This is a genomic window from Furfurilactobacillus sp. WILCCON 0119 (assembly GCF_053471565.1).
On the sequence record NZ_JBPCCV010000005.1, the window covers coordinates 161737 to 187171 of the forward strand.

27 protein-coding genes are annotated in these 25435 nt (G+C 47.0%); 5 read left to right on the plus strand and 22 right to left on the minus strand.

The features are described 5' to 3' along the window. Positions 1 to 6 precede the first annotated feature (6 nt). The gene (locus tag ACRYI5_RS09270; RefSeq protein WP_448225070.1) at positions 7 to 408 is read right to left on the minus strand and encodes a tautomerase family protein; all 402 of its coding nucleotides are present in this window, start codon (positions 406 to 408) and stop codon (positions 7 to 9) included. A 111-nt stretch (positions 409 to 519) separates the two neighbouring features. Between ACRYI5_RS09270 and ACRYI5_RS09275 the strand changes: the two genes are divergently transcribed. Next, positions 520 to 1260: a LysR family transcriptional regulator gene (locus tag ACRYI5_RS09275; RefSeq protein ID WP_448225071.1), complete on the plus strand. Its 741-nt coding sequence runs from the start codon at positions 520 to 522 to the stop codon at positions 1258 to 1260. Positions 1261 to 1512: 252 nt separating this feature from the next. Here the strand turns inward: ACRYI5_RS09275 and ACRYI5_RS09280 are convergent, their stop codons facing one another. The 10 genes from ACRYI5_RS09280 to deoC all read right to left on the minus strand — a co-directional run bounded on the left by ACRYI5_RS09280 (position 1513) and on the right by deoC (position 9960). Next, positions 1513 to 1827, minus strand: coding sequence for a DUF4176 domain-containing protein (locus tag ACRYI5_RS09280; RefSeq protein WP_448225072.1), 315 nt, complete (start codon positions 1825 to 1827; stop codon positions 1513 to 1515). Between the two features lie 64 nt (positions 1828 to 1891). Further along, entirely contained in the window at positions 1892 to 2554 is a 663-nt protein-coding gene (locus tag ACRYI5_RS09285) for a hypothetical protein (RefSeq protein WP_448225073.1), read from the minus strand. A 15-nt stretch (positions 2555 to 2569) separates the two neighbouring features. Then, the gene (locus ACRYI5_RS09290; protein WP_448225074.1) at positions 2570 to 3688 is read right to left on the minus strand and encodes a hypothetical protein; all 1119 of its coding nucleotides are present in this window, start codon (positions 3686 to 3688) and stop codon (positions 2570 to 2572) included. Positions 3689 to 3767: 79 nt separating this feature from the next. Then, positions 3768 to 3989, minus strand: a complete 222-nt coding sequence (locus ACRYI5_RS09295; RefSeq protein WP_448225075.1) for a hypothetical protein — start codon at positions 3987 to 3989, stop codon at positions 3768 to 3770. A 59-nt stretch (positions 3990 to 4048) separates the two neighbouring features. Further along, positions 4049 to 4441, minus strand: a complete 393-nt coding sequence (locus tag ACRYI5_RS09300; RefSeq protein ID WP_407879826.1) for a YwqH-like family protein — start codon at positions 4439 to 4441, stop codon at positions 4049 to 4051. Positions 4442 to 4889: 448 nt separating this feature from the next. Beyond that, positions 4890 to 6197, minus strand: coding sequence for a pyrimidine-nucleoside phosphorylase (locus ACRYI5_RS09305; RefSeq protein WP_407879828.1), 1308 nt, complete (start codon positions 6195 to 6197; stop codon positions 4890 to 4892). Positions 6198 to 6212: 15 nt separating this feature from the next. Next, positions 6213 to 7178, minus strand: coding sequence for a sugar-binding transcriptional regulator (locus ACRYI5_RS09310; protein ID WP_407879830.1), 966 nt, complete (start codon positions 7176 to 7178; stop codon positions 6213 to 6215). Between the two features lie 82 nt (positions 7179 to 7260). Next, the gene (gene deoD / locus ACRYI5_RS09315; RefSeq protein WP_448225076.1) at positions 7261 to 7971 is read right to left on the minus strand and encodes a purine-nucleoside phosphorylase; all 711 of its coding nucleotides are present in this window, start codon (positions 7969 to 7971) and stop codon (positions 7261 to 7263) included. A gap of 27 nt (positions 7972 to 7998) precedes the next feature. Beyond that, the gene (locus tag ACRYI5_RS09320; protein ID WP_448225077.1) at positions 7999 to 9198 is read right to left on the minus strand and encodes a phosphopentomutase; all 1200 of its coding nucleotides are present in this window, start codon (positions 9196 to 9198) and stop codon (positions 7999 to 8001) included. A gap of 87 nt (positions 9199 to 9285) precedes the next feature. Continuing rightward, the gene (gene deoC, locus ACRYI5_RS09325; RefSeq protein ID WP_448225078.1) at positions 9286 to 9960 is read right to left on the minus strand and encodes a deoxyribose-phosphate aldolase; all 675 of its coding nucleotides are present in this window, start codon (positions 9958 to 9960) and stop codon (positions 9286 to 9288) included. 327 nt (positions 9961 to 10287) lie between these two features. On the opposite strand from deoC, the gene ACRYI5_RS09330 reads away from it, so the two are divergent. Further along, positions 10288 to 10854 carry a hypothetical protein gene (locus ACRYI5_RS09330; protein WP_448225079.1) on the plus strand — a complete coding sequence of 189 codons (567 nt, stop codon included), beginning with the start codon at positions 10288 to 10290 and terminating at the stop codon, positions 10852 to 10854. A 71-nt stretch (positions 10855 to 10925) separates the two neighbouring features. Here ACRYI5_RS09330 and ACRYI5_RS09335 read toward each other — a convergent pair whose 3' ends face one another. After that, positions 10926 to 11660, minus strand: coding sequence for a transaldolase (locus tag ACRYI5_RS09335; protein WP_407879838.1), 735 nt, complete (start codon positions 11658 to 11660; stop codon positions 10926 to 10928). 300 nt (positions 11661 to 11960) lie between these two features. Here ACRYI5_RS09335 and ACRYI5_RS09340 point away from each other — a divergent pair, with 300 nt between their 5' ends. Next, a complete protein-coding gene (locus ACRYI5_RS09340) occupies positions 11961 to 13103 on the plus strand; it encodes an ArgE/DapE family deacylase (RefSeq protein ID WP_448225080.1) in 1143 nt (380 codons plus the stop codon). 23 nt (positions 13104 to 13126) lie between these two features. Next, positions 13127 to 13954, plus strand: coding sequence for a Cof-type HAD-IIB family hydrolase (locus ACRYI5_RS09345; protein ID WP_448225081.1), 828 nt, complete (start codon positions 13127 to 13129; stop codon positions 13952 to 13954). 76 nt (positions 13955 to 14030) lie between these two features. Here ACRYI5_RS09345 and codA read toward each other — a convergent pair whose 3' ends face one another. Continuing rightward, entirely contained in the window at positions 14031 to 15266 is a 1236-nt protein-coding gene (gene codA / locus ACRYI5_RS09350; protein WP_407879844.1) for a cytosine deaminase, read from the minus strand. Between the two features lie 205 nt (positions 15267 to 15471). Continuing rightward, positions 15472 to 15738 (minus strand): type II toxin-antitoxin system HicB family antitoxin, encoded by a 267-nt coding sequence (locus ACRYI5_RS09355; protein WP_448225082.1) that lies wholly within the window; start codon positions 15736 to 15738, stop codon positions 15472 to 15474. Between the two features lie 347 nt (positions 15739 to 16085). On the opposite strand from ACRYI5_RS09355, the gene gnd reads away from it, so the two are divergent. Beyond that, positions 16086 to 16985, plus strand: coding sequence for a phosphogluconate dehydrogenase (NAD(+)-dependent, decarboxylating) (gene gnd / locus ACRYI5_RS09360; protein ID WP_407879848.1), 900 nt, complete (start codon positions 16086 to 16088; stop codon positions 16983 to 16985). Between the two features lie 146 nt (positions 16986 to 17131). Here gnd and ACRYI5_RS09365 read toward each other — a convergent pair whose 3' ends face one another. The 8 genes from ACRYI5_RS09365 to ACRYI5_RS09400 form a co-directional block, all read right to left on the minus strand. Beyond that, on the minus strand, positions 17132 to 17617 hold the full coding sequence (locus ACRYI5_RS09365; protein WP_407879850.1) for a universal stress protein: 486 nt from the start codon (positions 17615 to 17617) through the stop codon (positions 17132 to 17134). Between the two features lie 63 nt (positions 17618 to 17680). Next, positions 17681 to 18274, minus strand: coding sequence for a hypothetical protein (locus tag ACRYI5_RS09370; RefSeq protein ID WP_448225083.1), 594 nt, complete (start codon positions 18272 to 18274; stop codon positions 17681 to 17683). A 254-nt stretch (positions 18275 to 18528) separates the two neighbouring features. After that, positions 18529 to 19227 carry a methionine ABC transporter permease gene (locus ACRYI5_RS09375; RefSeq protein ID WP_407879853.1) on the minus strand — a complete coding sequence of 233 codons (699 nt, stop codon included), beginning with the start codon at positions 19225 to 19227 and terminating at the stop codon, positions 18529 to 18531. Between the two features lies 1 nt (position 19228). After that, positions 19229 to 20353 carry a methionine ABC transporter ATP-binding protein gene (locus ACRYI5_RS09380; protein WP_448225122.1) on the minus strand — a complete coding sequence of 375 codons (1125 nt, stop codon included), beginning with the start codon at positions 20351 to 20353 and terminating at the stop codon, positions 19229 to 19231. Positions 20354 to 20449: 96 nt separating this feature from the next. Continuing rightward, positions 20450 to 21277, minus strand: a complete 828-nt coding sequence (locus ACRYI5_RS09385) for a MetQ/NlpA family ABC transporter substrate-binding protein (RefSeq protein WP_448225084.1) — start codon at positions 21275 to 21277, stop codon at positions 20450 to 20452. A 509-nt stretch (positions 21278 to 21786) separates the two neighbouring features. Next, on the minus strand, positions 21787 to 22776 hold the full coding sequence (locus tag ACRYI5_RS09390; RefSeq protein ID WP_407879856.1) for an aldo/keto reductase: 990 nt from the start codon (positions 22774 to 22776) through the stop codon (positions 21787 to 21789). Positions 22777 to 22994: 218 nt separating this feature from the next. Continuing rightward, positions 22995 to 23981 carry a ribose-phosphate diphosphokinase gene (locus tag ACRYI5_RS09395; protein ID WP_407879857.1) on the minus strand — a complete coding sequence of 329 codons (987 nt, stop codon included), beginning with the start codon at positions 23979 to 23981 and terminating at the stop codon, positions 22995 to 22997. A gap of 175 nt (positions 23982 to 24156) precedes the next feature. Further along, positions 24157 to 25419, minus strand: coding sequence for an MFS transporter (locus tag ACRYI5_RS09400; RefSeq protein WP_448225085.1), 1263 nt, complete (start codon positions 25417 to 25419; stop codon positions 24157 to 24159). Positions 25420 to 25435 lie beyond the last annotated feature (16 nt).

A 25435-nucleotide genomic window follows, 5' to 3' on the forward strand; every position in this document is an offset into this window, starting at 1 on the left:
CCTAAATTAATTCAATTGTGATTGAATGTAACGAAATTCTTGTGTTTGACCACCAAAGCCCCACGAATTTCCGTTAACGTCTTGAATAACAACGTAGCTTGCCTCATTCAGATCGCCAAGAATGGTGGTCATTCTTGAATACACTTCGGTCAGAAACTGTGCCTTTTGCTCCCGTGTATTGGTGCCCTCGGTTAGCTTAATTTCTAAGAAAAAAGTCGGCTTATCTGTGTCGGCAACGGCCTGCCCACCAATGTACCAGTGAGCCGCCGGGACAAACGCCAGGTCAATCGCCACAACGGGACGCGCTTTTTTCAAAACGGTTACCGTTAGATTTGTCAACATTTTTGCAATTTCATCCGCTTGTCCTTGGTGTTGTTCACCAACGACCCGAACCCTTAAATATGGCATTCAACGACCTCCTTACCTTTGATAATTAGAATTATACCCAGCTAAATGATTGAACGATATTACCAAAATGTGGTAGGGTTATCGAAAATATCGATTACCCGGAGGCCCGCCATGTTTCACGACTTAGAGATTCTTGAACACCTATACGCCACCAGGTCGATCAACAAGACAGCACAAGCGCTTGGTTACGCCCAGTCAAGCATCAGCGCGATTCTCAAAAAGGTTGAAACTGACTTTAACGTCACGTTATTCAACCGGACTCATGCAGGGTTGATCCCGACACGCGCCGGTGAAATTTTCTACGAATACATGCTGGAGGTGTTGTCCGCGACGAAAACAACACGAGCAACACTACAACAATTGCAGGTAAAGCCCAAGGTTTTACTTTCAACGTTTTTATTTAATTTCCTGCTTCGAAACGGTGAACTTCCCGCTGTGAGCGACACAACCTTTGACATTAAGTCATCTACGTTTATTAGTAAAAGTCATGATTCAAGTTATAACACGGTCATCACGTACGTTAACGCCTATCAAAATTCTAATTACAAACAAGTAAAGACCGGGATCATGCCCAGTTTCTTTGCCGTCAACAAAACGGCGGCGCCCAATTTCAGCTCGCTCCCCTACCTTGTCAACAGTGACCACGTCTGTCCGTTTACTAAGGAAACCTACCGCAAGCTTCCTGGCAACATCATTGAAATCGATTCCTGGGATAGCATCATCAACCTTGTTGCACAGGGCAAAGGGATCGCGCTGTTGCCAAATTACATTAACAATGACCATCATTTTGATCGGTTACCGGGCACACCAGAACTTCAGGTTCAGTACCAGTGGCTAGAGAAAAAAAGTTAGTAAAGGTGACCTTTACCCCGAAAGTTGAAACAAACTTTCGGGGTTTTCTTATGACTAAAATTTCTATTGAAACTAAAATCATTGCTGTTGAAGCGTATCTAACAGGAACGTGACACTTACCCCGAAAATTGAAATAGCCTTTAGGCTAAGGATCATCAAAGAAATTAATTGACATGCATATTTTGTCACCTGCTAAAATTCGAGATTTCGGTTATCCACAACGTTAGACAACCAAAATCTCGAATTTTATTACTAGGCATCTGCCTCATGAACATCCGGCACTTTACCACGGACTTTTTCTAAATCGGTCTGGTTCTTGGTAACCCACTCAGTCATTTCATTATCCTGTGTAACTTCAGCGTCATTTTTTAATCCTTCAAAAACAATGTTCTCAACGTCTCCCTGATTAAAATAATAGATTTGATCAGGATCTAATCCCTCGGGATACATACAACTTCCGTAATCAAAGAATAACGTTTTGTCCGCCGTAGAAAAAACGTTTTTTGTAATAATCATTAAGTCATGATCACCATGTTTTACCTGTACAACTGAACCAATTGGCAACATTTTTTTGCCTCCCTAACCCAATATTTTCAAACCAAAGTTGCTGACACAACCAAACTTGCATAATTCATGAAACTCGATATCTAAAATAGGCAGCCGTAAAAGGAATATCAATTTTTATCAAATATTTAAAAATAATCAACCATTCTGTGACAACCATGCAAATTGCTGCAATCATAAAAAGAAGCAATGATTGTGTTAGTGCCACCGTAAATGCGCTTCCCCAAAAGAGAATTGCAATGATCCCTTTTCTGACATTGAACGTCTTTAAAAAATAGTGAAAAGTTACTTTAGGAATCCACATAACTCGAATACTATCATTTTGGCCAATTTCAACGCCTGCCTTCTTAAGTTGATTACTGGATTTAAAATAAGCATAACCATAAATACTAATCAACAAGCCACATACAATGCCTGTGGTCCAAAAATAATAGGGACGGTGCGCATTCAAAAGAAGTACTGTTGGCAGTAACGTATAAAGGCCAAGCGTATTAGTATCCTCAACACCATGAAATTTTCCTGGAACAACTTTTTTATCCGCTTTTTGGTGGATTAGCCAACCTGTCTGTTGACAGTTCCAATCCATGAAGAAAAAAATTACTGCTGAAGTTAACGCAATGATATTTGTCACAAGTAAGTCATCTTCGACCTGAAAAACAAGATAGAACCCATACCGCCGAACCAATTTCATCGAGTACTCTTTACCCTTAATTCTCTCTACGTCATCCATAAATTATGTTCTCCATCATTTTTGATAATGCCCGCTGTATGCCGCAGCATATGTACCGGCCACGCTACGTTTTTTAGGAGTTGCCGATTTAAGATGTCCACTCTCAAAAGCACCCAATTTTTTATAATCCACTTTTTTTGCTTCTTTAGTAGTCTTTTCCATTGACTTCTTGACCTCTTTTGGATTCTCAATAATGTAAGATGCCTCAACCGATAACCCTGTACCAAGCATAGTTATCAAAAATAATCCTGGAAGAGAATTAGTTGCTATCCCTAAAGCGGCCACTCCCTTTTGTAAAACATTACCTGCTGCCAAATCAAATACAGTATCTCTTAATGCCCCACCAGCTTCGGACCAGCTTGGCGAATGCTTACCACCATTTGTACGCAACAAAATATCAATTGCAAATCCTATTCCTATTGTCATATTGTCATGCACACCATTATGTTCTAGTAAGGCCAAAACGCTGCTAACCGATAGATTAATAAATGACTCATTTTTGTCTTCATGATGAACCGCACGATGATTTACGCTTCTTACCGTTACCCGCTGATTCTTCTTTCCATGTTTAACCTTGGCCTTAGTTGTTTGTCCGAGCCCGCCCATGAAGACATTATCACCTTTATGATCTAACGACACCTTGATGTGACTCGCAACTTTGGCTGCACTATCTGACAAGTTGCTGATTCGTTGTGGGGTCCTAATTCCATTGAATTCTGCTAACCGTTGTTGTGTTTGCATGATACTGCGCTCAGAATCCTCAAGCTCAGTCAACGCTGTTGTCCGTAACCGAATGACGGTTGCCAATCCGCTCGCTTGGGTACAACCCTCGTTTCCTTTATGAATCCCCTGATCTAATTCACGGTACAGGGATTCCAATTTCTGCCGCTGTTCCTGCAAATAATCCGTATCAAGAATGGCGTCATCCCGACTATCAACGCCGCTTCGAAACATGGTAATCAGCTGCTCAAACTCCCGTGATAAATCGGTAACATTACCAGCTAACGTTTCAGCCGCATTATCGTGCACTTGGCGAACATAGATGCCCATGCTCCGCTGAGCCGCTCCCTGAAATCCCTCTGAATGAGGAACCTGGCCCATGGTCACCTTCACCCGGTTTAACTGATTGACCATGTGACGCCCCTAGGCGTGTAACTGTTGCGCGGCGTTTATGACCTGCCGCATATCAACCCTTACCATAATGATTCACCCCCTAGTGACTTTTAAACCCAATTGCGCTTGCTTGGTCGGCCGCCTGCATTTGCGTCCCAACATGACTAAACTGGCCTGTGTCGCGTTCTGCTAAACTCGCATACTTGTTAATAATTCCGTTCAACCGTTGCTCCAACTGCCCAATTTCAACAAATGGCCGGGCATTGGTCCGCCCAAGGTTTAACGGTTGTAGATGCGTTCCGGCCAAATCCTGCTGTTCCAATATTTGCTTGTAATGCACCACGATTAACTGCGATTTTCCCCATGATCAACACACCCTTTCTATTCCATGGCACTCTCTAAACTGCTAATTACCCGTTCAACATCGGTTGCTCGGCTTTCAAGTTCACTGATTTTTCGCTGCACAGTAGCTTTATTTTCCTTGTTCTGCTCAACGTCTCGCTTAATTGCCCGCGTCACACTGTCAAAGCGCTCATCAAACATTTGTCGCCGCTGACCACGCCAACGGCTGTCGTCTAGTCCACGGCCAAATGAGTTGGCACGACTTTCAACCTGCTCTAACGTTGCCATGGCCGCCACCATGGTTATTTTTGCATGTTTCAACCGCGTTAGCTTTCGATGTAAAGATTCTAATTGTTCATGGTGCTCCGCAATCTCTCGTCGACGCCGTGAATTACGGGCTTGTTTAGCCGCCTTTTCTTGTGCATCACTCATTAACAACATCCTCCATTGATAAATCAATTTTTTCGTAAAATGGCGGCAAAAATCGCTATCCATCTCAAACATTTCTTATCATAAATCAATAACACCTTATATTTACACATCAGTAATTAACCGTCAATCACAAAAAAATCTTTTCACAATGACACATTTTGTTTCATGTTCGTAAAACGGTATTAAACCGGTAATTGCACTCAATTAAGGCAGACAAAGCTTTTTTATTTTTCACTGATATTTGTGCTCATTATTAGTGCTAGTTACCCCCAATCTTTCCGGTCACGCTTAACACGCCTAGGCCTTTTTAGGTAGTTACCGCCATTATTATATGGAAAACAAGCGTTTATCATTTCGTGAATTTAAACACATGATCGCTCTTACAGTGCATAAAAAAAGGAAAGCCTCCCCATCAGATTGGCTTTCCTTTTGATTATCAAAATTATTTCTATGACAATACTTTATGAATCAACGTCAATGGTTCAACAACTGTACCGGGCTTATCAATTGTCACGTTATCCCGAATCAACTGTTCAACTTCACTGATGTCCTCCTGATTACTATACACTGTCATCAGCGATTCACCGGCAGCAACGTCATCGCCGACCTTCTTGTTCAGCATAATGCCGACCGCATAATCCAGCTTGTCATCCTTAGTTTGGCGGCCACCACCAAGGAGCATGGCGGCGATTCCCATTTCATCCGCCTTCATGCCAGTGATAACACCGGCCGTCGTGGCCTTGATCTCAATTTGATGAGCTGCTTGTGGCATCAATTCAGGGTGTTCAATCACGTTTCCATCACCACCCTGCGCTTCGATCATGGCCCGGAATTTTTCTAGGGCGGACCCGTCATCAATCTTCGCCTGCAACTGTTGCCGTGCCGCCGCTAAGTCTGGTGCCAAGCCGGCCATCACTACCATCTGACTTCCAATCGTCAACACGAGGTCCGTCAAATCAGCGGGACCTTGCCCCTTTAGCAGGTCAATGGATTCCTTGATTTCCAGGGCGTTCCCAATGGCCAAACCGAGTGGTTGATTCATATCTGAGATGACTGCCATGGCATTCATGCCAACGCCCTTCCCGATTTCAACAAGCGCCGTTGCCAAGTTAACGGCTTCAGCTTCCGTTTTCATAAACGCACCAGAACCGGTCTTCACGTCCAAGACCAACGCGTCGGTGCCACTGGCAATCTTCTTACTCATAATGGAACCCGCAATCAACGGAATTGAATCCACGGTGTCCGTCACGTCACGCAGGGCATAAATCTTTTTATCGGCAGGCGCAATGTTCCCGGTGGCCCCCACGATGGCACAACCAACGTCACGAACCTGTTGTTTAAATGCAGCTTCACTGATTTCAACGTTTAATCCGGGAATTGCTTCCAGTTTATCCAGCGTTCCACCAGTGTGGCCCAGGCCCCGACCAGAAATCATTGGGACCGGAATTCCCATGGCTGCCACTAGCGGGGCCAACGGAATGCTCGTTTTATCCCCAACCCCACCGGTTGAGTGCTTATCGACCTTCATTCCAGGAATGTCGCTTAGATCCAGCACATCGCCAGAGTGCAGCATTGCCATGGTCATAGCCGTCGTTTCTTCCTTAGTCATGCCCTTCAGGTAAATGGCCATGAGAAGCGCGCTCACTTGGTAATCCGGAATATCACCGGCTGTATATCCGTCAATAAAGAACTGAATTTGTTCCTGGCTTAATGTGCCACCGTTTCGTTTTACATCAATTACATCGACCATCCGCATGGGTTGGTTCCTCCTTTAATCTGCGTCGGGACTGCCAAACGCAAGTAATTCTGCCGCACTTTCTTGATCAATGATCAGCGTGTTGGCATATTGGGCCTGTAGCGCGCCATGAACCGCCGGCACCTTCGCCGGGTTGGCCGCCACTAAAATACTGTGTGGTTTTGTCGTCAGGTCGGTTAACGCCACCCCAATGGTGCGTTGGTCAATATCTGGTGCCACCACCTGACCGTTCACATCAATAAACCGAGAAAAGACGTCCCCGACCGCGCGTTCTTGCAACCGTTCCTGCTCCTCATGGGTGAAATACCCCAGTTTAAACAGAAGTGCTGAGTCACGGACCGTTCCCACGGTAAAGACCGCAATGCTTGCCTGTTTACCGAGTTCAATGATGTGCTTGATGTGTGTATCTTGTTCCACGAGTTCTTTGGTCTGTTGATGATCAAAAATGACCGGCAGGGGTAAATATTCAGGCAGCGTGTGAAACGCATTCGCAAACGTATTGACACTTTCAAACGCGTAATTGTTACTTTGCGTGTTGGCAACGCTCCCCTTCATTTGGACAACCTGCACGCCACTGACATCCTTTGGATCTAGATGATTGGCCACCTGGTGCAAGGTCTTGCCCCAACCAATTCCGATAATGTCATCGTTTTGAACAATTTGCTCGATGTAACCAGCGGCCGCATTACCCACGCGTTCCAACAGATCCGTTGAGGTTGAGGCCTGCGCCGGAACCACCAGTAAATGGCGTAATTTCGGGTACTTGGCCTGAAGTGCATCCGTTAGTTGCGCCACCGAGGCCACCGGATTAACAATTTCAATTTTCACGAGCCCCGTCTCCCGCGCGTGTTGCAGTAGCCGGGAAACGGTCGCCCGTGAACTACCAATTTCAGTTGCAATTTCGCCCTGGCTCCAATTGTTTTGATAATACAATTTGGCCACCTTCAGGCTAGCAGCTAACCGTGCTTCCTCCGCTTCCATGCTGATCACTTCCCATTATGTTGATAAACCAATAAACGGCCGGTCGGAACAGATCCGGCCGGCCGTTAGATGGTTACTTGACTTATTTTCCTGCAATTGCTGTTTCCAGCGAGATCTTGATCATATCGTTAAACGTCTTTTCACGTTCTTCAGCTGTCGTCTTTTCCTCGCCAAAGATCAAATCACTGACCGTCAAAACAGACAGTGCGCGGAAGTGCAGTTTAGCACCCAGGAGGTACAGCCCCGCTGATTCCATTTCCGTTCCGATGACACCGTAGTCGGCCAATTTTTGCATGTCCAGTTCGTCGTTATAGAACCGGTCTGCCGCAAAAATGTCACCAACCTTTGGCGTGATCCCGAGGTCCTTTGCTGCATGGTACGCCGTGTCTAACAATTCAAAGTTTGCTAATGGCGCGTAGTGGATTCCAGGGCCAAACGTGTTCGCCGTAACGGCTGAGTCCGTGGTCGAACCAGACGCCAACAAAACATCACGTAAATGAACGTCTGGTGCCATCCCACCACAGGAGCCAACCCGGATGATCGTCTTAACACCGAAAAACTTCACCAGTTCGTTAATGTAGATCGACATCGACGGAATCCCCATCCCGGAACCTTGAACGGAAATGCGATGTCCTTTATATTCACCGGTGTAACCGAACGCGTTTCGCACAGAGTTGACCTGCTTAACGTTGGTTAAGAAGTTTTCAGCGATGTACTTTGCCCGTAATGGGTCGCCTGGTAGTAACACCGTGTCTGCATAGTCACCGTCATTTGCGCCAATATGTGTACTCATGTGTTGCTCCTTTCAATTCCGTCTGAATTAGTCGTTTGTCACTGCCGTTAAGAAACTGGTGCCGTCAGTCCCGCCGGTAACGCCGAAGTTTTCCAGAACCGTTGCGCCCATGTCAGCAAATGTCTTGCGGACACCTAAGGACTGGTTTGGTTTCGTCATTGATGGGGAGTAAGCCAACATTGGAACGAATTCACGGGTGTGGTCTGTCCCCTTGAAACCAGGGTCATTCCCATGGTCGGCAGTCAGGAGCAGCAAATCGTCATCCTTCAAGTTGGCCATGACTGTTTCAAGCCGCTTGTCAAAGTCCATCAGCGCTTGACCAAACCCTTCAGGATTCCGCCGGTGACCGTACATTGCGTCAAAGTCCACCAAGTTTGTAAAACAGAAACCGTGGAAGTCTGTCGCCATGACCGTGTCCACGTGGTCCATCCCGTCCATGTTACTTTCGTTGTGGTAACCCTTGGTGATGCCGTGACCAGAGAAGATGTCGTTGATCTTCCCAATTCCAATCACATCAAGACCAGCAGCCTTCAACCGATCTAAGTCCGTTTCGCCCGTTGGTTCTAAACTAAAGTCATGCCGATTTGCTGTCCGCGTAAAGTGGTCCTTATCTGGGCCGACGTAAGGCCGCGCAATGATCCGTCCCACTGTCCATTCTGGACCGTTAACTAACGTCCGGGCATATTCACAGATCTTGTATAATTCATCAACTGAGATCACGTCTTCATGCGCCGCAATTTGGAGCACTGAGTCGCCGGAGGTGTACACGATCAGATCACCGGTCGCCATCTGTTGTTCACCGTAATCATGAATAACATCAGTTCCCGAATATGGCTTATTCACGATCACTTTCCGACCAGAAAATTCTTCCAGTTTTGTTAAAATTTCTGCTGGAAAACCGTTTGGAAATGTTGAAAGTGGGTGGCGAACTGGCAAGCCCATCATTTCCCAGTGGCCGTCCATACTGTCCTTCCCCGCTGAGACCTCTTCCATCTTCCCAAAGGCACCGAGTGCTGGCGTTGCAACAGGAACCCCTTCAATGGGCTTGTCTGGGCGAATGTTGCTCAGCCCCAACTTAGCCAAATTTGGGAGGGCAAGGTTCCCCGCAAAGTGGGCCCCCACGTGTCCTAATGTATCTGCCCCAACATCATCAAAGTTTTCGGCGTCTGGTGCTTCACCAATCCCAACTGAATCCAACACAATTGCAAAAATTCGTTTATAAGCCATGATCAAACGTTCCTTTCCGTCTCTCAGAATCGTTCCTGCGTTATTTTAAAGCGCTTACATAATCTTGCCGGCAAAAATTCCGACAGTCTACTGTTCCGCTGCTTCCTTCAGGATCGCAACGGACGCAGAAACACCTAAACGGTTTGCACCCGCTTCAATCATGTTGTACGCGTCAGCCAATGAATGAATCCCACCAGCAGCCTTGATCTTGAAGTCTGGACCAACTGCCTTCCGCATCAATTCAACGTCTTGAACACGGGCACCAAACGTGGAGAACCCAGTTGACGTCTTCACAAAGTCAGCGCCACCTTTAACGGTCAATTCAGAAGCACGCCGTTTTTCATCATCTGTGAGCAGGGCATTTTCGATGATCACCTTCAGCAGTTTCCCCTTAGCATGGGTTGCGTCAGCAACGGCCTTGATGTCTGCCAAAACAACGTCATCATGGTTTGATTTTAATTCACCAATGTTGATGACCATGTCCACTTCATCAGCACCATCATCAATAGAATCGTTTGTTTCGAAGACCTTCACAGCCGTTGTGTTTGCCCCCAGAGGGAAGCCAATAACGGTACAAGTTGCCACGTCAGTTCCGGCTAACCCTTCGTGAACCCGCTTAACCCAGTATGGGTTGATGCAGACGGATGCTGTGTTATATTCACGCGCTTCCGCAATCGTTTGGTCGATCATGGCTTCCGTTGCTTCAGGCTTGAGCATTGTGTGATCCATGTATTTGGCTAATTCTGCTTGAGTTAATTTCATCGTTATGAAACCCCTTTCATTTCTTGGTTTCAGTATAGCAACACCCTTGAACATTTGTCCAGCAATTTCGCGAACATTTTTTCACATTTGCTTTTTTGCCGGGTAAACTCATCCGTTAAATGGCTGTTTTAGCCGGCTATCATCGCATTTCCTCCACGATAAGGATCAATAACAACACCAGCTACTCACCACGGGCATCTGACGCTAGTGATGGCTCAGATTGACGGATCATTTTTCAACCTGTGGCCCCTCGCGTTTATGCCAGCGCATCCACTACACTGTTCTCGACCAAAGGCCTTTGGATCATGCATAAAGGACGGTATCTCCATGACCAAAATTTGTTTGCACGATTACCCGGCACTCACTCAAGCCGGCTTTACCTTTATTTTGGCACCAGCAAATGCCCGCGTTTTATACGGGGTGGTCAAACGACTCCACGTCCGCCCAACCGATTCCTATTATGACGACGTCTGCTCCGAGGGCCGTTTACAATACGTCCAGGTGTACGTCGAATACGTGCTCAAGTTTACCAGCTACGATCCAGAACAATTACGCCGCTATGCATATCAACGCTTGTATTGGCGCCTCTTGGATTGGCTTCGTGCCACGACCCGAACAATGAGCCACCAAGCCCCCTTAACCGAGACCACCATTACCAAGACGACGACCACTGACTTCACGGCCCCCATCGCAGACCATGCGTTTTTGACGCAGGTCCTGGCGCGGTGTACAGACAGCGAACGCCAGCTGCTCACCGTCCTCTTGGTTCCAGATCAATCAGTAACCACTGCGGCCAGTCAACTTCACATTTCGCGCCCGACGTTATACCGCCGACGCCGAGCACTGGCAGCCACCCTGCGCCACCGATACCCAACCCTTTTTCCACCAGAATAACGGCCCCCCGTTAATCAACCAAAGAATGGCTGTCATCCCAGTAACATTAAGGGATGACAGCCATTTTTAAATTATCGGGATAAAATTGAAAAACCAAGGGCTTGGCTATCCGCTTTGAACCGTTTCACCGTTGCCAATGAATAATCTTCTAGCGGTGTTCCAAGAAGCGTCAATTTTTTCAAGAGTTCTGGTGGACATGTAATAATATCCGTGTGTGTTTGGGCAGCTTGCATGACGTTGTAAACTTCCCGTTGACTCGCCCACAGAAGCTTCAATTCTGGCTTAAAGTGAACAATGTCAGCGTATTTGGACATCAATGGGCGTGGGTCGACACCCGTATCAGCAATGCGTCCAGCAAAGACCGACACGATTCCGCCGGTTGTTTCGTCCAGCGCGTCAGTCACTTCACGAACCTGTTGCTCCGTAAAGATCGCCGTGGCATTGATCTTGATGCCCTTTTGCGATAGTTTATGAATCAACGGCACGGTTGATTCACCTAACGAATTCATCACCGGAACTTTAACGTAGACGTGCGTGCCAAAGTGACTGATGAGTGTTGCTTCTTTTTCCATCTCTTCTAAATCGTCACTAAAGACCTCAAACGAAATTGGCACATCAGGAATTGCGGCCACCGCTTGGTGGGCAAATTCAACATAGTCAGTTACCCCGGCTTGTTTCATTAACGATGGGTTCGTTGTAAACCCGCTTACGATGCCAGAGTGATAAGCTTCGACCATCTGATTAATGTCTGCACCATCTGCATATAATTCCACACCTAATTGATTCATTTTAACGTTGTTATTCATTGGTATCATCCTTTATATCTTTGTGTATAGCCAATCTTTTCGATATAATCATAATTGGTCTATGTAAAAAACATACTCGTTGCGATTATCAGCGACAAGCCTTGTTTTATGATAGAATGATTAAAAGACAGTTTTTCTCTCATATTGGTTAATCTTAAAATTGCTGGCAATCCCTAATAAATTGCATTTTTATCCCAATTGGTCTAGGTGATTTGCACCGGTTGCACAATTCTCATTAAATTCGTTACTAATTAACCCTTGTGACCAATTAAAACTGCCGTTTAGGAGGTTGATGTTATTATGAATAATGAAGAAGCGGTCGCATTTTTACGTGATCTCCTTCAAATTGATTCCCGTAACGGCCACGAAGAGGCCGTTGCCGACAGAATTGTGACCGAACTTGCGGCTCATCAGATTTCGGCCACCAAGATTCCGTACGCTCCTGGCCGTAGTAACCTCTTTGTTGAACTCGATTCTGGCCGACCTGGTAAAACATTGATGCTCACTGGCCATTTAGACACGGTAGCCGCCGATGAACATGATGACTGGCAGTTTCCACCGTTGGCAGGTCACATCGACCATGATGTGTTGTACGGCCGGGGGGCAGCTGACATGAAAAGCGGCCTCGCCGCCATGGTGGCTACGTTAATTACCCTCCATGATGCCCGCAAACCGACCCGCGGCAAACTCCAATTTCTCGCAACGGTTGGGGAAGAATATGGGGCTCCGGGTTCACGAATGCTCACTCAAAAGGGCTACGTCGACCATGTTGACGCCATGATTGTGGGCGAACCAACCAGTAACCAAATTATCTTTGCTCATAACGGTTCCATTGACTATTCAATTGATGCAACCGGTCGCTCCGTGCATTCATCGATGCCTGAACAAGGCATTAACGCCATTGATCTTCTTGTTCAGTTTATTAATGAAGAAGCCCATGCATTTGACGACGCCCCGATCAGTGACATCTTGGGCCCCGTTGTCCACGCCATCACGGTGATCAACGGTGGTGATCAGGTCAACTCGATCCCGGGAACGGCCCATTTAGAGGGCAACATCCGGCCGATTCCTGACTTCGATAATGACAAGGTCATTGCTCGCCTTCAACAACTTGTCGACACCATCAACGCCCGTCAGGAGGGCACCCTTGCCCTCACCGTTGACTTTAGTTTCTTCCCAGTCATTTCGGACCGCCAATCAGCCCTCGTCAAAACGGCGCAAGCGGCCTTTCAAACGGTTCACCAAGCCCCCGCGCAGTTGGCCGTTATTCACGGGGCAACGGATGCGTCTGAATATACAAAAGCAACCCATCAATTTCCCATTATCGTGCTTGGTCCGGGTCGTTGGGAACTTGCTCACCAGGTCAATGAACGGATCGAATTGACCGACTTTCAACAAATGATCGCTGTTTATCAGCGCATCAGTACCGATTTTCTAAACTAACCTACCGAAACAGAGGAGTTTTCATGACCATCAAACTTATCGCTGTCGACATGGACGGCACCTTTCTAAACGACGCAAACACCTATAATCACGATCGTTTTGCCGATCAATTACGCGCACTCACGGATAAGGGCATTCACTTTGCGGCAGCGTCTGGTTCCCAGTATCAACGCCTCGTCAAACAATTTACCGAATTCAAACATCAAATGGACTTCATTTCCGACAATGGCGCCATTGTCCACGCCAGAGATGAACTGCTCTTTGCCAGTCAAATTCCTGATGACCTCATCGTCCAAACGCTGCAAACGTTGAAAACGCACTTCCCCCAACCGTTTGCGCTGACCACTGTCTCTGGGGTTCGCAGTGCCTACGTTGATGGCATCACCCCGGATCCCGTTTTTGAACATATTAAACTGTATTATGATGCCCTTGACCGCTTAACCGATTTATTTGATGTCAACCCGCAGCAACTCGCGGACCAAGTGGTTAAAATTGCCCTCACCTTTGATCCTACACGGGTTACGCCTGCGCAAGCTGCAACGTTACCCGCGCTGCTTGATCCCCACCTCACCGCCCTGAACTCTGGTTTTGATACCCAAGATATCGGTCTTACCGGCATCACCAAAGCGACGGGTCTCCAGCACCTTCAGGAACGGTATCACGTTGCTAACGATGAGCTCGCCACGTTTGGTGACAACGAAAATGACCTGGACATGTTAACGATGACGCCCCATGGTTACGCCATGGCAAACGCTCATAAAAGCATCATTGACCAAGCCCCAAAACAGGCTGGGCACAACAACGATGACGGTGTCTTAAACGTGATCGATCAAATTTTGGCAGCAAACTAACTGCCCTCACCCAGCGCAATTAAAAAAACGGCGCCAAGATAATCATCTTGGCACCGTTTTTTCGTTCACACTGATCTTAAAAGTTCAGGGTTGTCTCTTTTGGCGTCGTTTGGGCAATCACCTTCCCGTGACGAATTGAATACAGCACCTCTGCGTGCTCATTTAGTGTGTTGTAGAAATCATGTTGGTTGTAAATGATGCAGTTTGCCGGTTTGCCCACTTCGATCCCGTAATGGTCCAAAATGTGGAGGGCCTTGGCTGCGTGGCTTGTCACAAATTCAAATGAATTATTGATTTCGTCATACCCCATCATGTGCCCAACGTGTAGCCCCATTGAAACGGGATCAAGCATGTTCCCATTCCCCATTGGGTACCACGGATCACGAATGTCATCCTCCCCAAAGGCAACGTTGATTCCATCAGCGGTGAGCTCCTTGACCCGCGTCATTCCCCGTCGCTTCGGATACGTGTCAAACCGACCACCCAAGTTTGTGTTCACCAGCGGATTGGCGATCATGTTAATGTCAGCCATCCGTAATAACCGGAACAACTTATACGCGTACGCATTATTATATGAACCCAACGCTGTGGTGTGACTTGCCGTGACACGGTCACCCAGACCCGTCTCGTAGGCGATGGTGGCCAGTGTTTCAAGGTGCCGTGAAGCCGGATCGTCAATTTCATCGCAGTGAACGTCGATCAAACGGTCGTAGCGTTCTGCTAACTCGGCAATGTAATGAAGTGAGTCGATCCCATATTCGCGGGTAAATTCAAAGTGCGGAATCCCCCCGATCACGTCGGCCCCCATCTTCACGGCTTCTTCCATCAGTTCTTTTCCATGTGGAAACGATAAAATCCCTTCCTGTGGAAACGCAACCAACTGTAATTCGACTTCATCAGCCATTTCTTCTTTAACCGCTAACAGGCCCTTTAATGCGGTAAAGCTTGGGTCCGTTACGTCAACGTGTGACCGAACCACCTGAATTCCGTTCGCAATTTGTTTGCGTAGGGTCAGCTTAGCCCGCTCCTTCACGTCGTCAACCGTTAGTGTCTTTTTTCGTTCAGACCAGATCCGAATCCCGTCAAACAACGTGCCCGATTGATTCCACTCTGGATCGCCAGCCGTCTGGGTCGCGTCCAAATGAACATGGGGATCAACCAGTGGTGGAAGTAACAGTTTATGGTCAGCATTGATGATCGTTTCACCATCTCGTGGTTCAATGTGGTGATCAATGGCCGTAAACTGACCGTCCTCAATTCGTAAGTCACATGGTTCTTGTTGATTGTTGATTAACGCTTGTTGGATAAGCATTCGTCTGGCCCCTTCCAAATATTGGTTTTACACAACAATAAAACTTTAATTTAGAATACGGCTAATTATGAACGATTGCAAACATTCACGCCAATAAAGTTCGTTAATTAATTCGATTAATCATTTTATTAATGACAAAAATCCATCTGGCGAGCACAAAAAAAGCGACCAGCCACAGTCGCTTTAGGAGTGAAACCAGATTTCATTAGATGGCTTGTGACGAGCTTTGCTCAACCGTTGGTTCGGGGATCGGCCGGGCCAACTTGAGGTTCGTTTCAAACCATTTTCGCTTGGCTTCGTTCAGTTCACGAATGCCAGCGGAGATCGAATCGGCTGCAACGCCCAAGCCCGTTAATTCAGGAATGCTAAGGGCAAAGTAGTGCTTGCCCGCGCCCTCCTCAATCGAATTAACGACCACCTGGTAACACAGCCCCATGTAATACTCGACAGACCGATTTCCGGATTGTCGCATTTGGACCGCCTCCAATAAAAAGAAGATGGACTTTCTCTCATTCGAACAGCCTTAATTTTACCGATGTAACAATTAAATGACAAGGATGTTACAAGGATTTTTTTGACCTTTAAAAAGTCTCAAACTTCTTTAATAAAAGCTTACCTTTACCACGTCAATTAATTAACTAAAACAACATAAAATGCCCCCCCCTTCACGATACGACATCATTGAATGGCTTCACGGTCAATCAATTAACGGACTTAATCGTTTGAAATGACTTTACAAGTTTGTTCTTGATTTTTGAAAAAACTTTTCATATAATCAAAGAGTAATAAAACACAAATACCGAAAGAGGGATTTCTCAAATGAAATTAGGTTTAATCGGTTTAGGTAAAATGGGCCTGAACTTAGCAGAAAACATGATGGACCACGATAACCAAGTTGTTGGTTTTGATTTAAACAAGGACTTCGTTGCCCAAGCAGTCACTGCTGGTGCAGAAAGCGCTGAATCATTGGAAGACATGGTTGCTAAGTTACCATCACCAAAGATTGTTTGGATCATGGTACCTGCCGGTAAGCCAACTGAAGCAACCATCGATAGCCTCCTCGACTTAATGAGTGCCGGCGACTACATCATCGATGGTGGGAACTCCTTCTGGAAGGACTCCGTTGAAGACGCCAAGAAGGCTGAAGCCAAGGGCATCAACTTCTTTGACTGTGGAACTTCTGGTGGTCAATCAGGCGCTCGTCACGACGGTAACTTCATGATCGGTGGCACTAGCGCCGAAGCCTTTGAAACACTACGTCCTCTGTACGAAGGTATCGCCCAAAAAGACGGTTACTTGTACACTGGCAAGCCTGGTTCAGGTCACTACCTGAAGATGGTCCACAACGGGATCGAATACGGGATGATGGAAGCCATTGGTGAAGGGTTCGATGTTTTGGAACACAGCCAGTTTGACTACAACAACGAAGACGTTGCCCGCCTGTGGAACAACGGTTCAGTTGTTCGTTCATGGTTGATCGAATTAGCGCAAGAAGCCTTTGCTAACGACGCTAAATTGGACAACATCAAGGGAACTATGCACTCATCTGGTGAAGGTAAGTGGACCCTTGAAGAAGCCATGGAACAACAAGTGGCAACCCCTGTTATCGCAATGTCACTGTTGATGCGTTACCGTTCAATGGAAAACGATACCTTTACAGGTAAGGTTGTTTCATCATTGCGGAACGGCTTCGGTGGTCACGCCGTTGACAAGGCCTAACCCAATTAATTGATTATCATTGCAACAGGTGACTGAAAATTCAGCCACCTGTTTTTTTTTGCTCAAAAAGCACCAGCAAATTCATGCATGAGGGTACAAAAAAACGATTATCGACTCCCCATTGAGTCAATAATCGTTTTACTTTTTTACCGGACCACCAGAACAGAAACTGGTGAGTATTTAGCAACATACGCTGCCTGGCTCCCAAAGTACTTGGCAACCCCTTGCCGTGATAATGATCCCACAATGACGAGGTCAGGATCAACCTGTGGAATGACCTGCTTCACGATTGTATCACCAGGATCCCCTTCAGCAATTAAGGTCTTAACGACCTTCACACCGGAATTTTCTGCAGTCTCACGGTAGTCATCCAGCCGCTTTTGAATGGCATCACGTTGCTGGTCCAGCATTTCTTTACTGAGCGCAGCGAAGACGTTCACATCCTGTTCTTCCAAGATGCTGACGATAACCAGTTCAGACTTGTCTTCCTTCGCCTGTTTGACCGCATATTGGTAGGCCAATTGTGCATCTGGCGAGTCATCGACCCCGACCAAGATCCGCTTATAATCGTACACTTTTCCCTTAATGACGTCGGCCTTGTTCTTGCCGCTCTTCTTTTCATTATCTGACATGGTTTACCCACCCCTTCTCTATCTATTGTAACCGTTAACAAACATGGAAAGCTAGTCAAAACGCTATTTTTGCAATTGATCCACAAATTCCTTCGTTGCGATCAACGTTGTCTTCGTTTGGGTCATTTTAAGCGCCGGTTTTTCAGCACCCGTAATGACCTTTTTCTTCGTGTTGACCGTGTAGTTCATTGGTTGACCAGCGGCGCTAAACGTCAACTTGCTGTTAAAAGCAGACCCGCTTTGGTGATAGTTTGCTGGTTTGTGGGCCTTCTGATCTGCCGCTGTCTTATAAACAACCGTTGCTGTCGATTCCGGCGTCAACGTCAGTTTGTTGCCATCCCGTTTGACCGTACCGTCTGTGACCTGTTGCTGAATCCCAGAGATGCCCAGTGAAGTCGTCACTTGTTGCGTAAACCGATTATCACCCTTGCTAAACCGAACCACCACTTTGTTTGTGAGTGATTTGTTCTTTCCGGCCGCACTTTGACTTTTAAACGTCCCTTGGTAAGCTTGCTGCTGCCAAAACGGTGTCTGTGTTGAAGCCTTTTTATCTGCATGCGCCGCTTGATTGCTCTGTGCTAAACAAAAACCCGCTGCGACCAGTAAAACGCCCTTCACTAAGTTACCCAACCAGCGTTTTGTCTGTGTTGTTGTCATTTATCCGTCTACCCCTTAATTAGCCCTGACTGCTTAACGATGCCAGTCAACGTCATTCTCCAGAATGACAGCTTTTTCTTTTTAGTTACTTCTGCTTTCTATTATCGCAAACATTAGCAAACTTTTCAGCGAAAAAAACTTGTTAATCCATTAGGAAACAACATCAATATTGGTCTCACAAACCAAACAGCCGCAGTCACGGGTCATCTAACCCACGGCTGCGGCTGTTTCAGATTCAATTACTGGTTGGCCAATTACCGGTGATCTGTGCGTTTAGCCCACCAATCACCAATGATTTGAACCAAAAATACTAACGCTAGGATGATGATCATCGCCATGATCGTAATGTCATTTTCAAACCGGTCGTACCCAATGCTGATGGCGGTGTTCCCAAGACCACCACCACCAATGGCACCCGCCATCGCGGTTAACCCGATCAAACTGATGATGGTCACCACAGACGTCCGAATGAGGTCTGGCAACGCCTCCCGCAGATAAACGCGGAAGATGATTTGTAGCGGTGAGGCACCAACGGCTTCAGCCGCCTCAATGATGCCCCGATCCACATCAACCAAGGCATTTTGAACTTGACGGGCATAAAACGGTGCACAGCCAATCGTCAAGGGGACTAATGCTGCCGTTGTCCCGATGGACGTCCCAACAATGAGCCGGGTAAACGGTGCGATCACTGCCAATAAAATAATGAACGGAATGGACCGAAAAATGTTGACCAGTTTATCCAGGATCCAGTACGTTGGCTGGTTGGCAAGAATGCCACCAGGTGCCGTCACCACGAGGGTGATCCCAATAATTAACCCTAAGATCCCGGCAATCACACCGGAAATCAGTGTCATGTAAATTGTTTCCCACGTTGACTGAATGAAAACATCCGTATTTGTCACAACGTTTGGCATGAGTGATGCCCAAAAACCACTTGCTAATACTGTTCCCATGCTAGTTCTCCTCCGTTTCAGCGGCTTCATCCGCCCGTTGTGCCAGTTCAGCACGGTAGGCAGGGACATCAATTTCACGAACCGTGACCCCTTGTTGCTTCACATAAGTCAACGCATCCGCCACCTGATGACCTTCTCCACTCAGCACAAGCCCGAGGGTCCCAACCGGCGTATTTTGCAAAATTTCGACGTTTCCAAACAGGATGTTTGGCGTCACCTTAAACTGTTCATACAACTGGGCAATCAGTGGTGCCTCCGTTGAATCCCCTGCATAAGACAAGACCACTAACCGATCATTCGCCCCCATTTGTTGGATGGCCGGTTGTTCGACAACGTTTGCCAAGGCGGAATCAACCTGTGACGACGTTTCAATGAACTCCTTTGTCAACTGCTGCGTTGGGTTTGAGAAGATCGTTAACAGATCCCCCCGTTCGATCATTTCACCATTCTGCATCACGGCAACCTGATTACAAATTGCCTTAACGGCCTGCATTTCGTGCGTGATTAAAACGACGGTGAGCCCCAACGTTTCGTTTAAATGCTTCAACAACGCCAGGATGGCTGCCGTCGTCTTCGGGTCCAATGCGGACGTTGCCTCATCAGAGATCAAAATTTCCGGGTCGTTGGCCAACGCACGGGCAATCGCAACCCGCTGTTTTTGTCCACCTGACAACTGAGTTGGGTAGTCATTCTTTTTTTCAGCCAGGCCAACCAGGTCCAGTAATTGGTCCACCTTCGCTTGTTTTTCCGCCTTGCTCAGCTTCTTGTTCAGCAACAACGGAAACATCACGTTATCACCAATGGTGCGCTCGTTCATTAAGTTAAAGTGTTGAAAGATCATCCCAATTTTAGTTCTGGCCTGGCGCAGTGTCTTCCCGGTCAATTGCCCCATATCCTGACCATTAACCACCACGGTTCCGGCCGTTTGCCGTTGCAGTTGGTTAATGACCCGGACGAGTGTACTTTTACCGGCACCAGAGTAACCAACAATGCCGTAAATATCACCGCGGTTAATCGTTAGGTTGACCTGTTTAACCGCTTGAACCGCGCGGTCAGCCTCTTTAAACGTTACATCAATGTCCGTTAACTCAATGATTGGGGTTGTCGTCGCCGTCGTTGTTTTCATCATTTTTTCCTTTCATTTCCCTGCCGATATGTTGCCGTAGTGCGGATGGTGCTTACTATTCTATGTATGGGGGCGTCTTTGCCCCCGAATTGATGCTTACTTTTCAATCTTTAGGTTCCACGCTGGAATGGATGTTCCGTTAAAGTCCTTCTTGATCAACTGTGCGTTTCGTTCAGTTTGGTAAGCCTTCACGATTTCCTTGATTGCCTTATTGTTCTTATCAGCCTTCCGTGCTGCGATGATGTTAATGTATGGCTTAACGTTATTATCGATCTTTTCAGCGTAAACGGCCTTTTTGATGTCGAGCTTAGCATCAACGGCGTACGTATTGTTGACCACAGCAGCCGTTGCAGAATCCAGTGACCGTGGTGTTTGGTCGGCAGCCACTGCGGTGATCTTAAGGTGCTTTGGATTAGCCGTAATGTCCTTTGGTGTTGGCAACTTGGCGTCATTCAGTTTGATCAAACCAGCATTCTTCAGAAGATTTAATGCCCGTCCCTCATTAGTGGCGTCGTTTGGAATGACAATTTGGTTACCCTTCTTGAAGTCAGAAACGTCTTTGATCTTCTTGCTAAAGAGTCCCAGTGGCGCAACCACCGTTTTCCCAACGGCTGTTAAATCTGTCTTGTGGGCCTTATTCCATTGGTCCAAGAAGTAGTAGTGTTGGAACGCATTGATGTCAATCTGCTTATCACTCAAAGCCTGGTTCGGTTGCGTGTAATCCGTAAACGTAACGATCTTCAGGTTGATGCCCTTTTTCTTCACGTCCTTGGCAATTGGCTTCCAAATTTTTTCATCGTCAGTGCCAACGATTCCCACTTTAACGGTCGTCTCGTTGCTTGATTTGCCACACCCCGTTAACACGACTACCAGCGCTAACAACGTTGCTACACCCAATAATAAATGCCGAATTTTTTTATTCATAATCATCTCTCCCTTAATGTTGTTAGGCGCATTGCGCCACCTAAATAATTTACGGTACGCTTCACATGACGACTGATTTGGCTGGTAAAACAAAAAAGCCCGCTTCTAATTATCAAAAATTAGAAGCGAGCCATCGCGTTACCATTCTAAGTTCAAGTCAAACTTCCATTTGACTTCTCATCAACCGACACAAAGAAAGGGTCTAGAATTCCTTAGTAACGGTGTGCGCGGTAATGGGCGCCAAGTCATTGCTAACTCACCACTAGTTACCTAGTGGCTCGCTAACACCAATCGCAGGCCATATTCGTCGGAGTCTCCCTGACCTGCTCTCAGCATACGCAGGCTTTCTGGACAGTTCAACTACGACTACTCTCCTGTTCAAATTGTTTAATCGTCATCTGAAATTAAATAAAGATTACCGCACTCAAAAAACGATGTCAACAAGTTTTTTGAGAAAATGATGAGGCTAACCGCGTTTTTCTCATAAATGTTTTTATAAAGCGGCCCCGTTAGCGGTTCAAAATACTTTCGATCTGGACCAATTCATCCGCCGTAAAGGCCAAATTATTCACGGCCTGAAGGTTACCTAACAAATGATCAACATGGGAGGCCCCAATAACAACACTGGTCACCACGTCATCATGCAAAAGCCAGGCCAATGCCATCTGCGCCAACGTTTGGCCACGGTCAGAAGCAAGCTTGTTCAGATCGTTCAGCTTTGCAACGACCTTATCTGCTCCCTGTTCAAGTGACAGTTTGTTACTCCAATGAATTGGCATGTCAGCAGGGATTCCCTTTAAGTAGCGGTCCGTCAGTAACCCTTCAGCCAGCGGCCCGTACGCAACGAGGCCGAGCTTATTGTCCTTTAACACGTCGAGTAAACCATCTGCTTCAACGCTTCGGTTAATCATGTTGTAACTGCTCTGGTTCACGACAAATGGCGTGTGGTGTTCCTTAAAGAGCTTGGTAATGGCGGCCGTTTGGTCAGCTGTGAAGTTTGAAACCCCAACGTATAACGCCTTTCCTTGCCGAACCATCAGGTCCAACGTTTCAACCTGTTCTTCTAATGACGTGTTAGGATCAAACCGGTGCATGTAAAAGACGTCGACATAATCTAAGTTCATCCGGGTTAAGGATAATTCCAGTGCGTTCATCAACGTCTTCCGTGATGAAAATTCACCGTACGGGCCAGGCCACATGTGAAAGCCGGCCTTCGTTGTAATGACCAATTCGTTCCGGTAAGGTTTTAGGTCTTGTGCAAAGACGCGACCAAAGGTTTCTTCCGCGGTCCCATTACTTGGCCCGTAGTTTGACGCATTATCAAAACTAAAAATCCCGTTATCAAACGCCTTCAGCATGACTTCCCGACTGTTTGCGTAGGGTTGTTGATCCCCTAAGTTCCGCCACAATCCAAAACTGACTGCAGGGAGCATAAACCCTGTGTCTGCGACCCGGCGAACGGGCATGTTGTTATAACGTGTTTCATCTGCTTGATACATATAAAAACTCCTCTCTCACCTGTTTACAGCTTTCTATTCTACCGTATTTTGCGGATGAACACGACTAAGAGACCGTCCTGACACGCAGTTGGGAGAATTGGGCTAACGCCTAATCGCTCATCTGTTTAGCTTTTCACCCATTGTTGTTTTAATGGTCTAAAAAAAGATCGTTCTTCCATGCATAGGAAAAACGATCTTTTTAAAAATCACGCTTCTGATTACCGTAACTTAACGTCCGGATTTTGCTTACTGATGAACAGTTCATCCACGGGTTGGTTGTTATGAATCCGCATGATGGCTTCACCCATCAATTCAGCCACCGAAATCACTTCCAGCTTATCAAACGCCTTCGTCTCAGGAACAGCAATTGAATCAGTCACAATAACCTTCTTCAGTGGAGATTGATTTAGTGTTGCTGCTGCATTTCCGGAAAAGACGGCGTGGGTTGCCACGGCATAAACATCCTTGGCTCCGCCAGCCTTCAACACATCTGCTGAAATGGCCATCCGGTCTGCCGTATCGATCATGTCGTCAATGATGATGGCCGTCTTGCCATCAACCTCACCGATAATGGAGTCTGGTTCAGGATCGAATTCATCCTCCGACCGGTTATCAATAATAGCAATCGGTGCCTTTAATAACTCGGCAAAGTTCCGGGCCCGTGAAACACCCGCATGATCCGGTGCCACCACGACCACATTGTCCAACAGATCATTTGTGTAGAAGTATTTGGCTAACAGTGGTGCACCCAGTAAATGATCCACCGGAATGTTGAAGAACCCTTGCACCTGATCAGCATGAAGATCAAGCGTTAACACCCGGTCAACACCATCGATTTGGAGGAAGTTTGCAACCAACTTGGCTGTGATTGGTTCGCGGGACCGCGCCTTCCGGTCAGCCCGAGCATAGCCATAGTATGGAAGAACCACGTTGATTTCACCGGCACTTGCCCGCCGTAACGCGTCAACCATGATCATCACTTGCATAAACGAACTGTTAACGGGATCACTAACAGACTGAATGACGTACACTTCGTCGCCTCGAACACTTTCATCAATGCTGATGGCAATTTCGCCATCGGCAAACGTGCTAATCGTGGTGGGACTCAGCGGAATGTCAATGGCCGCTGCGATTTTTTCAGCCAGTGGCCGGTTAGTGTTTAACGAAAACAGCTTAATGTTGCCGCTCGTATGTTGATCCTTCATGATTGCCTCCGTGTTCTTAAATCAATAATTTACCCACTCGTTGTGGGATGATGGCTGCCTTGCTTGACGCTGGGCGCCTCGTTACAGTCCGTTCATTTGAATACCACTATTATCGCAAGCCGCTCACGTAATGACAAGCCCTAAAGCAACCACGGGAGCGCTATCATGCTGATTTTTAATCAGTTCCAACTGTTTCATCCTGTTCACGGTGCGCTAACGCCCCGTTAAACCACCAGGCAACCCCCACTAATGCAAGACCTGAAGCCATAAAGATCCATTTGATGGCCACGACGTCTGCCAGTGGGCCAAAGAAGAGCATCGCCACTGGATAAATCCCGGTTGATACAATTTGGTAAATAGAGAACACCCGCCCCATCATGTTTGGGGCCACCGTTTCCTGAATTAAGATGTTACTGGTTGCCTGAATAATTGGCATGGCGATTCCGCTGATAAACATAAAGACCAGATATACATAAAATGGCTCCGGGACACCCATGAAGAAGAAGGCAACCCCGCTGACTCCTAGTGCAATCGCAATCACCGGCACCTTTTTACCGATGTGTTGATGACTACTGATCCAAATGCCACCAACGGTTGCGCCCGCCGTCCATAACAGTTCGTTTAGGGTCAGCAGCATGACCTTTCCACCAAACGTTTGCTTAACAAACAACGTAGATAACTGGGAACTCGGCGCGACCATGATAAACGCTAAGGCAATGAGGAGCATAAAGCGTTTCATAAAGGCGTGGTTAAACGTAAACGATAACCCACCGCGAATTTGTTTCAGTGTCGAGGTCACCGCGCCGGCTGTCACCTTTTGCTCCGCCAAAACTGCCGGTGCAATCCGAATGAACGCCAGTAATAAGAGTCCAACGGCGGCCGTTACAACGTCAATCACAAAGATAAAGATGATTCCTAACCGACCCAAGATAATCCCTGACACAATCGGCGTAATCAGTAAAAGAACGGCGTTGATCAACTGGTTTAACCCATTCATTCGCGTCAATTCATTTTTGGGCGCCAACTGTGGGAGTAAGGCGTTACCGACGGGCATTTCAATTCCTGTCCCCATGGAGCGAACCGCTGCAATCAATAAAAGTAGCCACAGGTCCCGCCACCCGAAGTAAAACAATAGCGCAATTCCAAGCGTCACAACGGTGACCATTCCGGTTGCCCACATCAATAGGTTGCGACGGTTAGAACGGTCGGCCCACACGCCAGCCCACAATGAAACCAGGATTTGTGGCAAGCTCTGGGCCAGTGTCGCCAGCATCATCCACGTTCCGGACGACGTTTTTAACGCAATGTACCATAAAATGGCGAAGAAAACGGAGGACGACCCAAATAAAAAGAAGTTTTGCGCCGCCAAAAATAGTCCCGTATTTCGCCGCCAGTGTTGTTGAACGGCCACGTTGGCCGGTGTTTGTGTCTCTGACATGTTCCTCTCCCCCTCA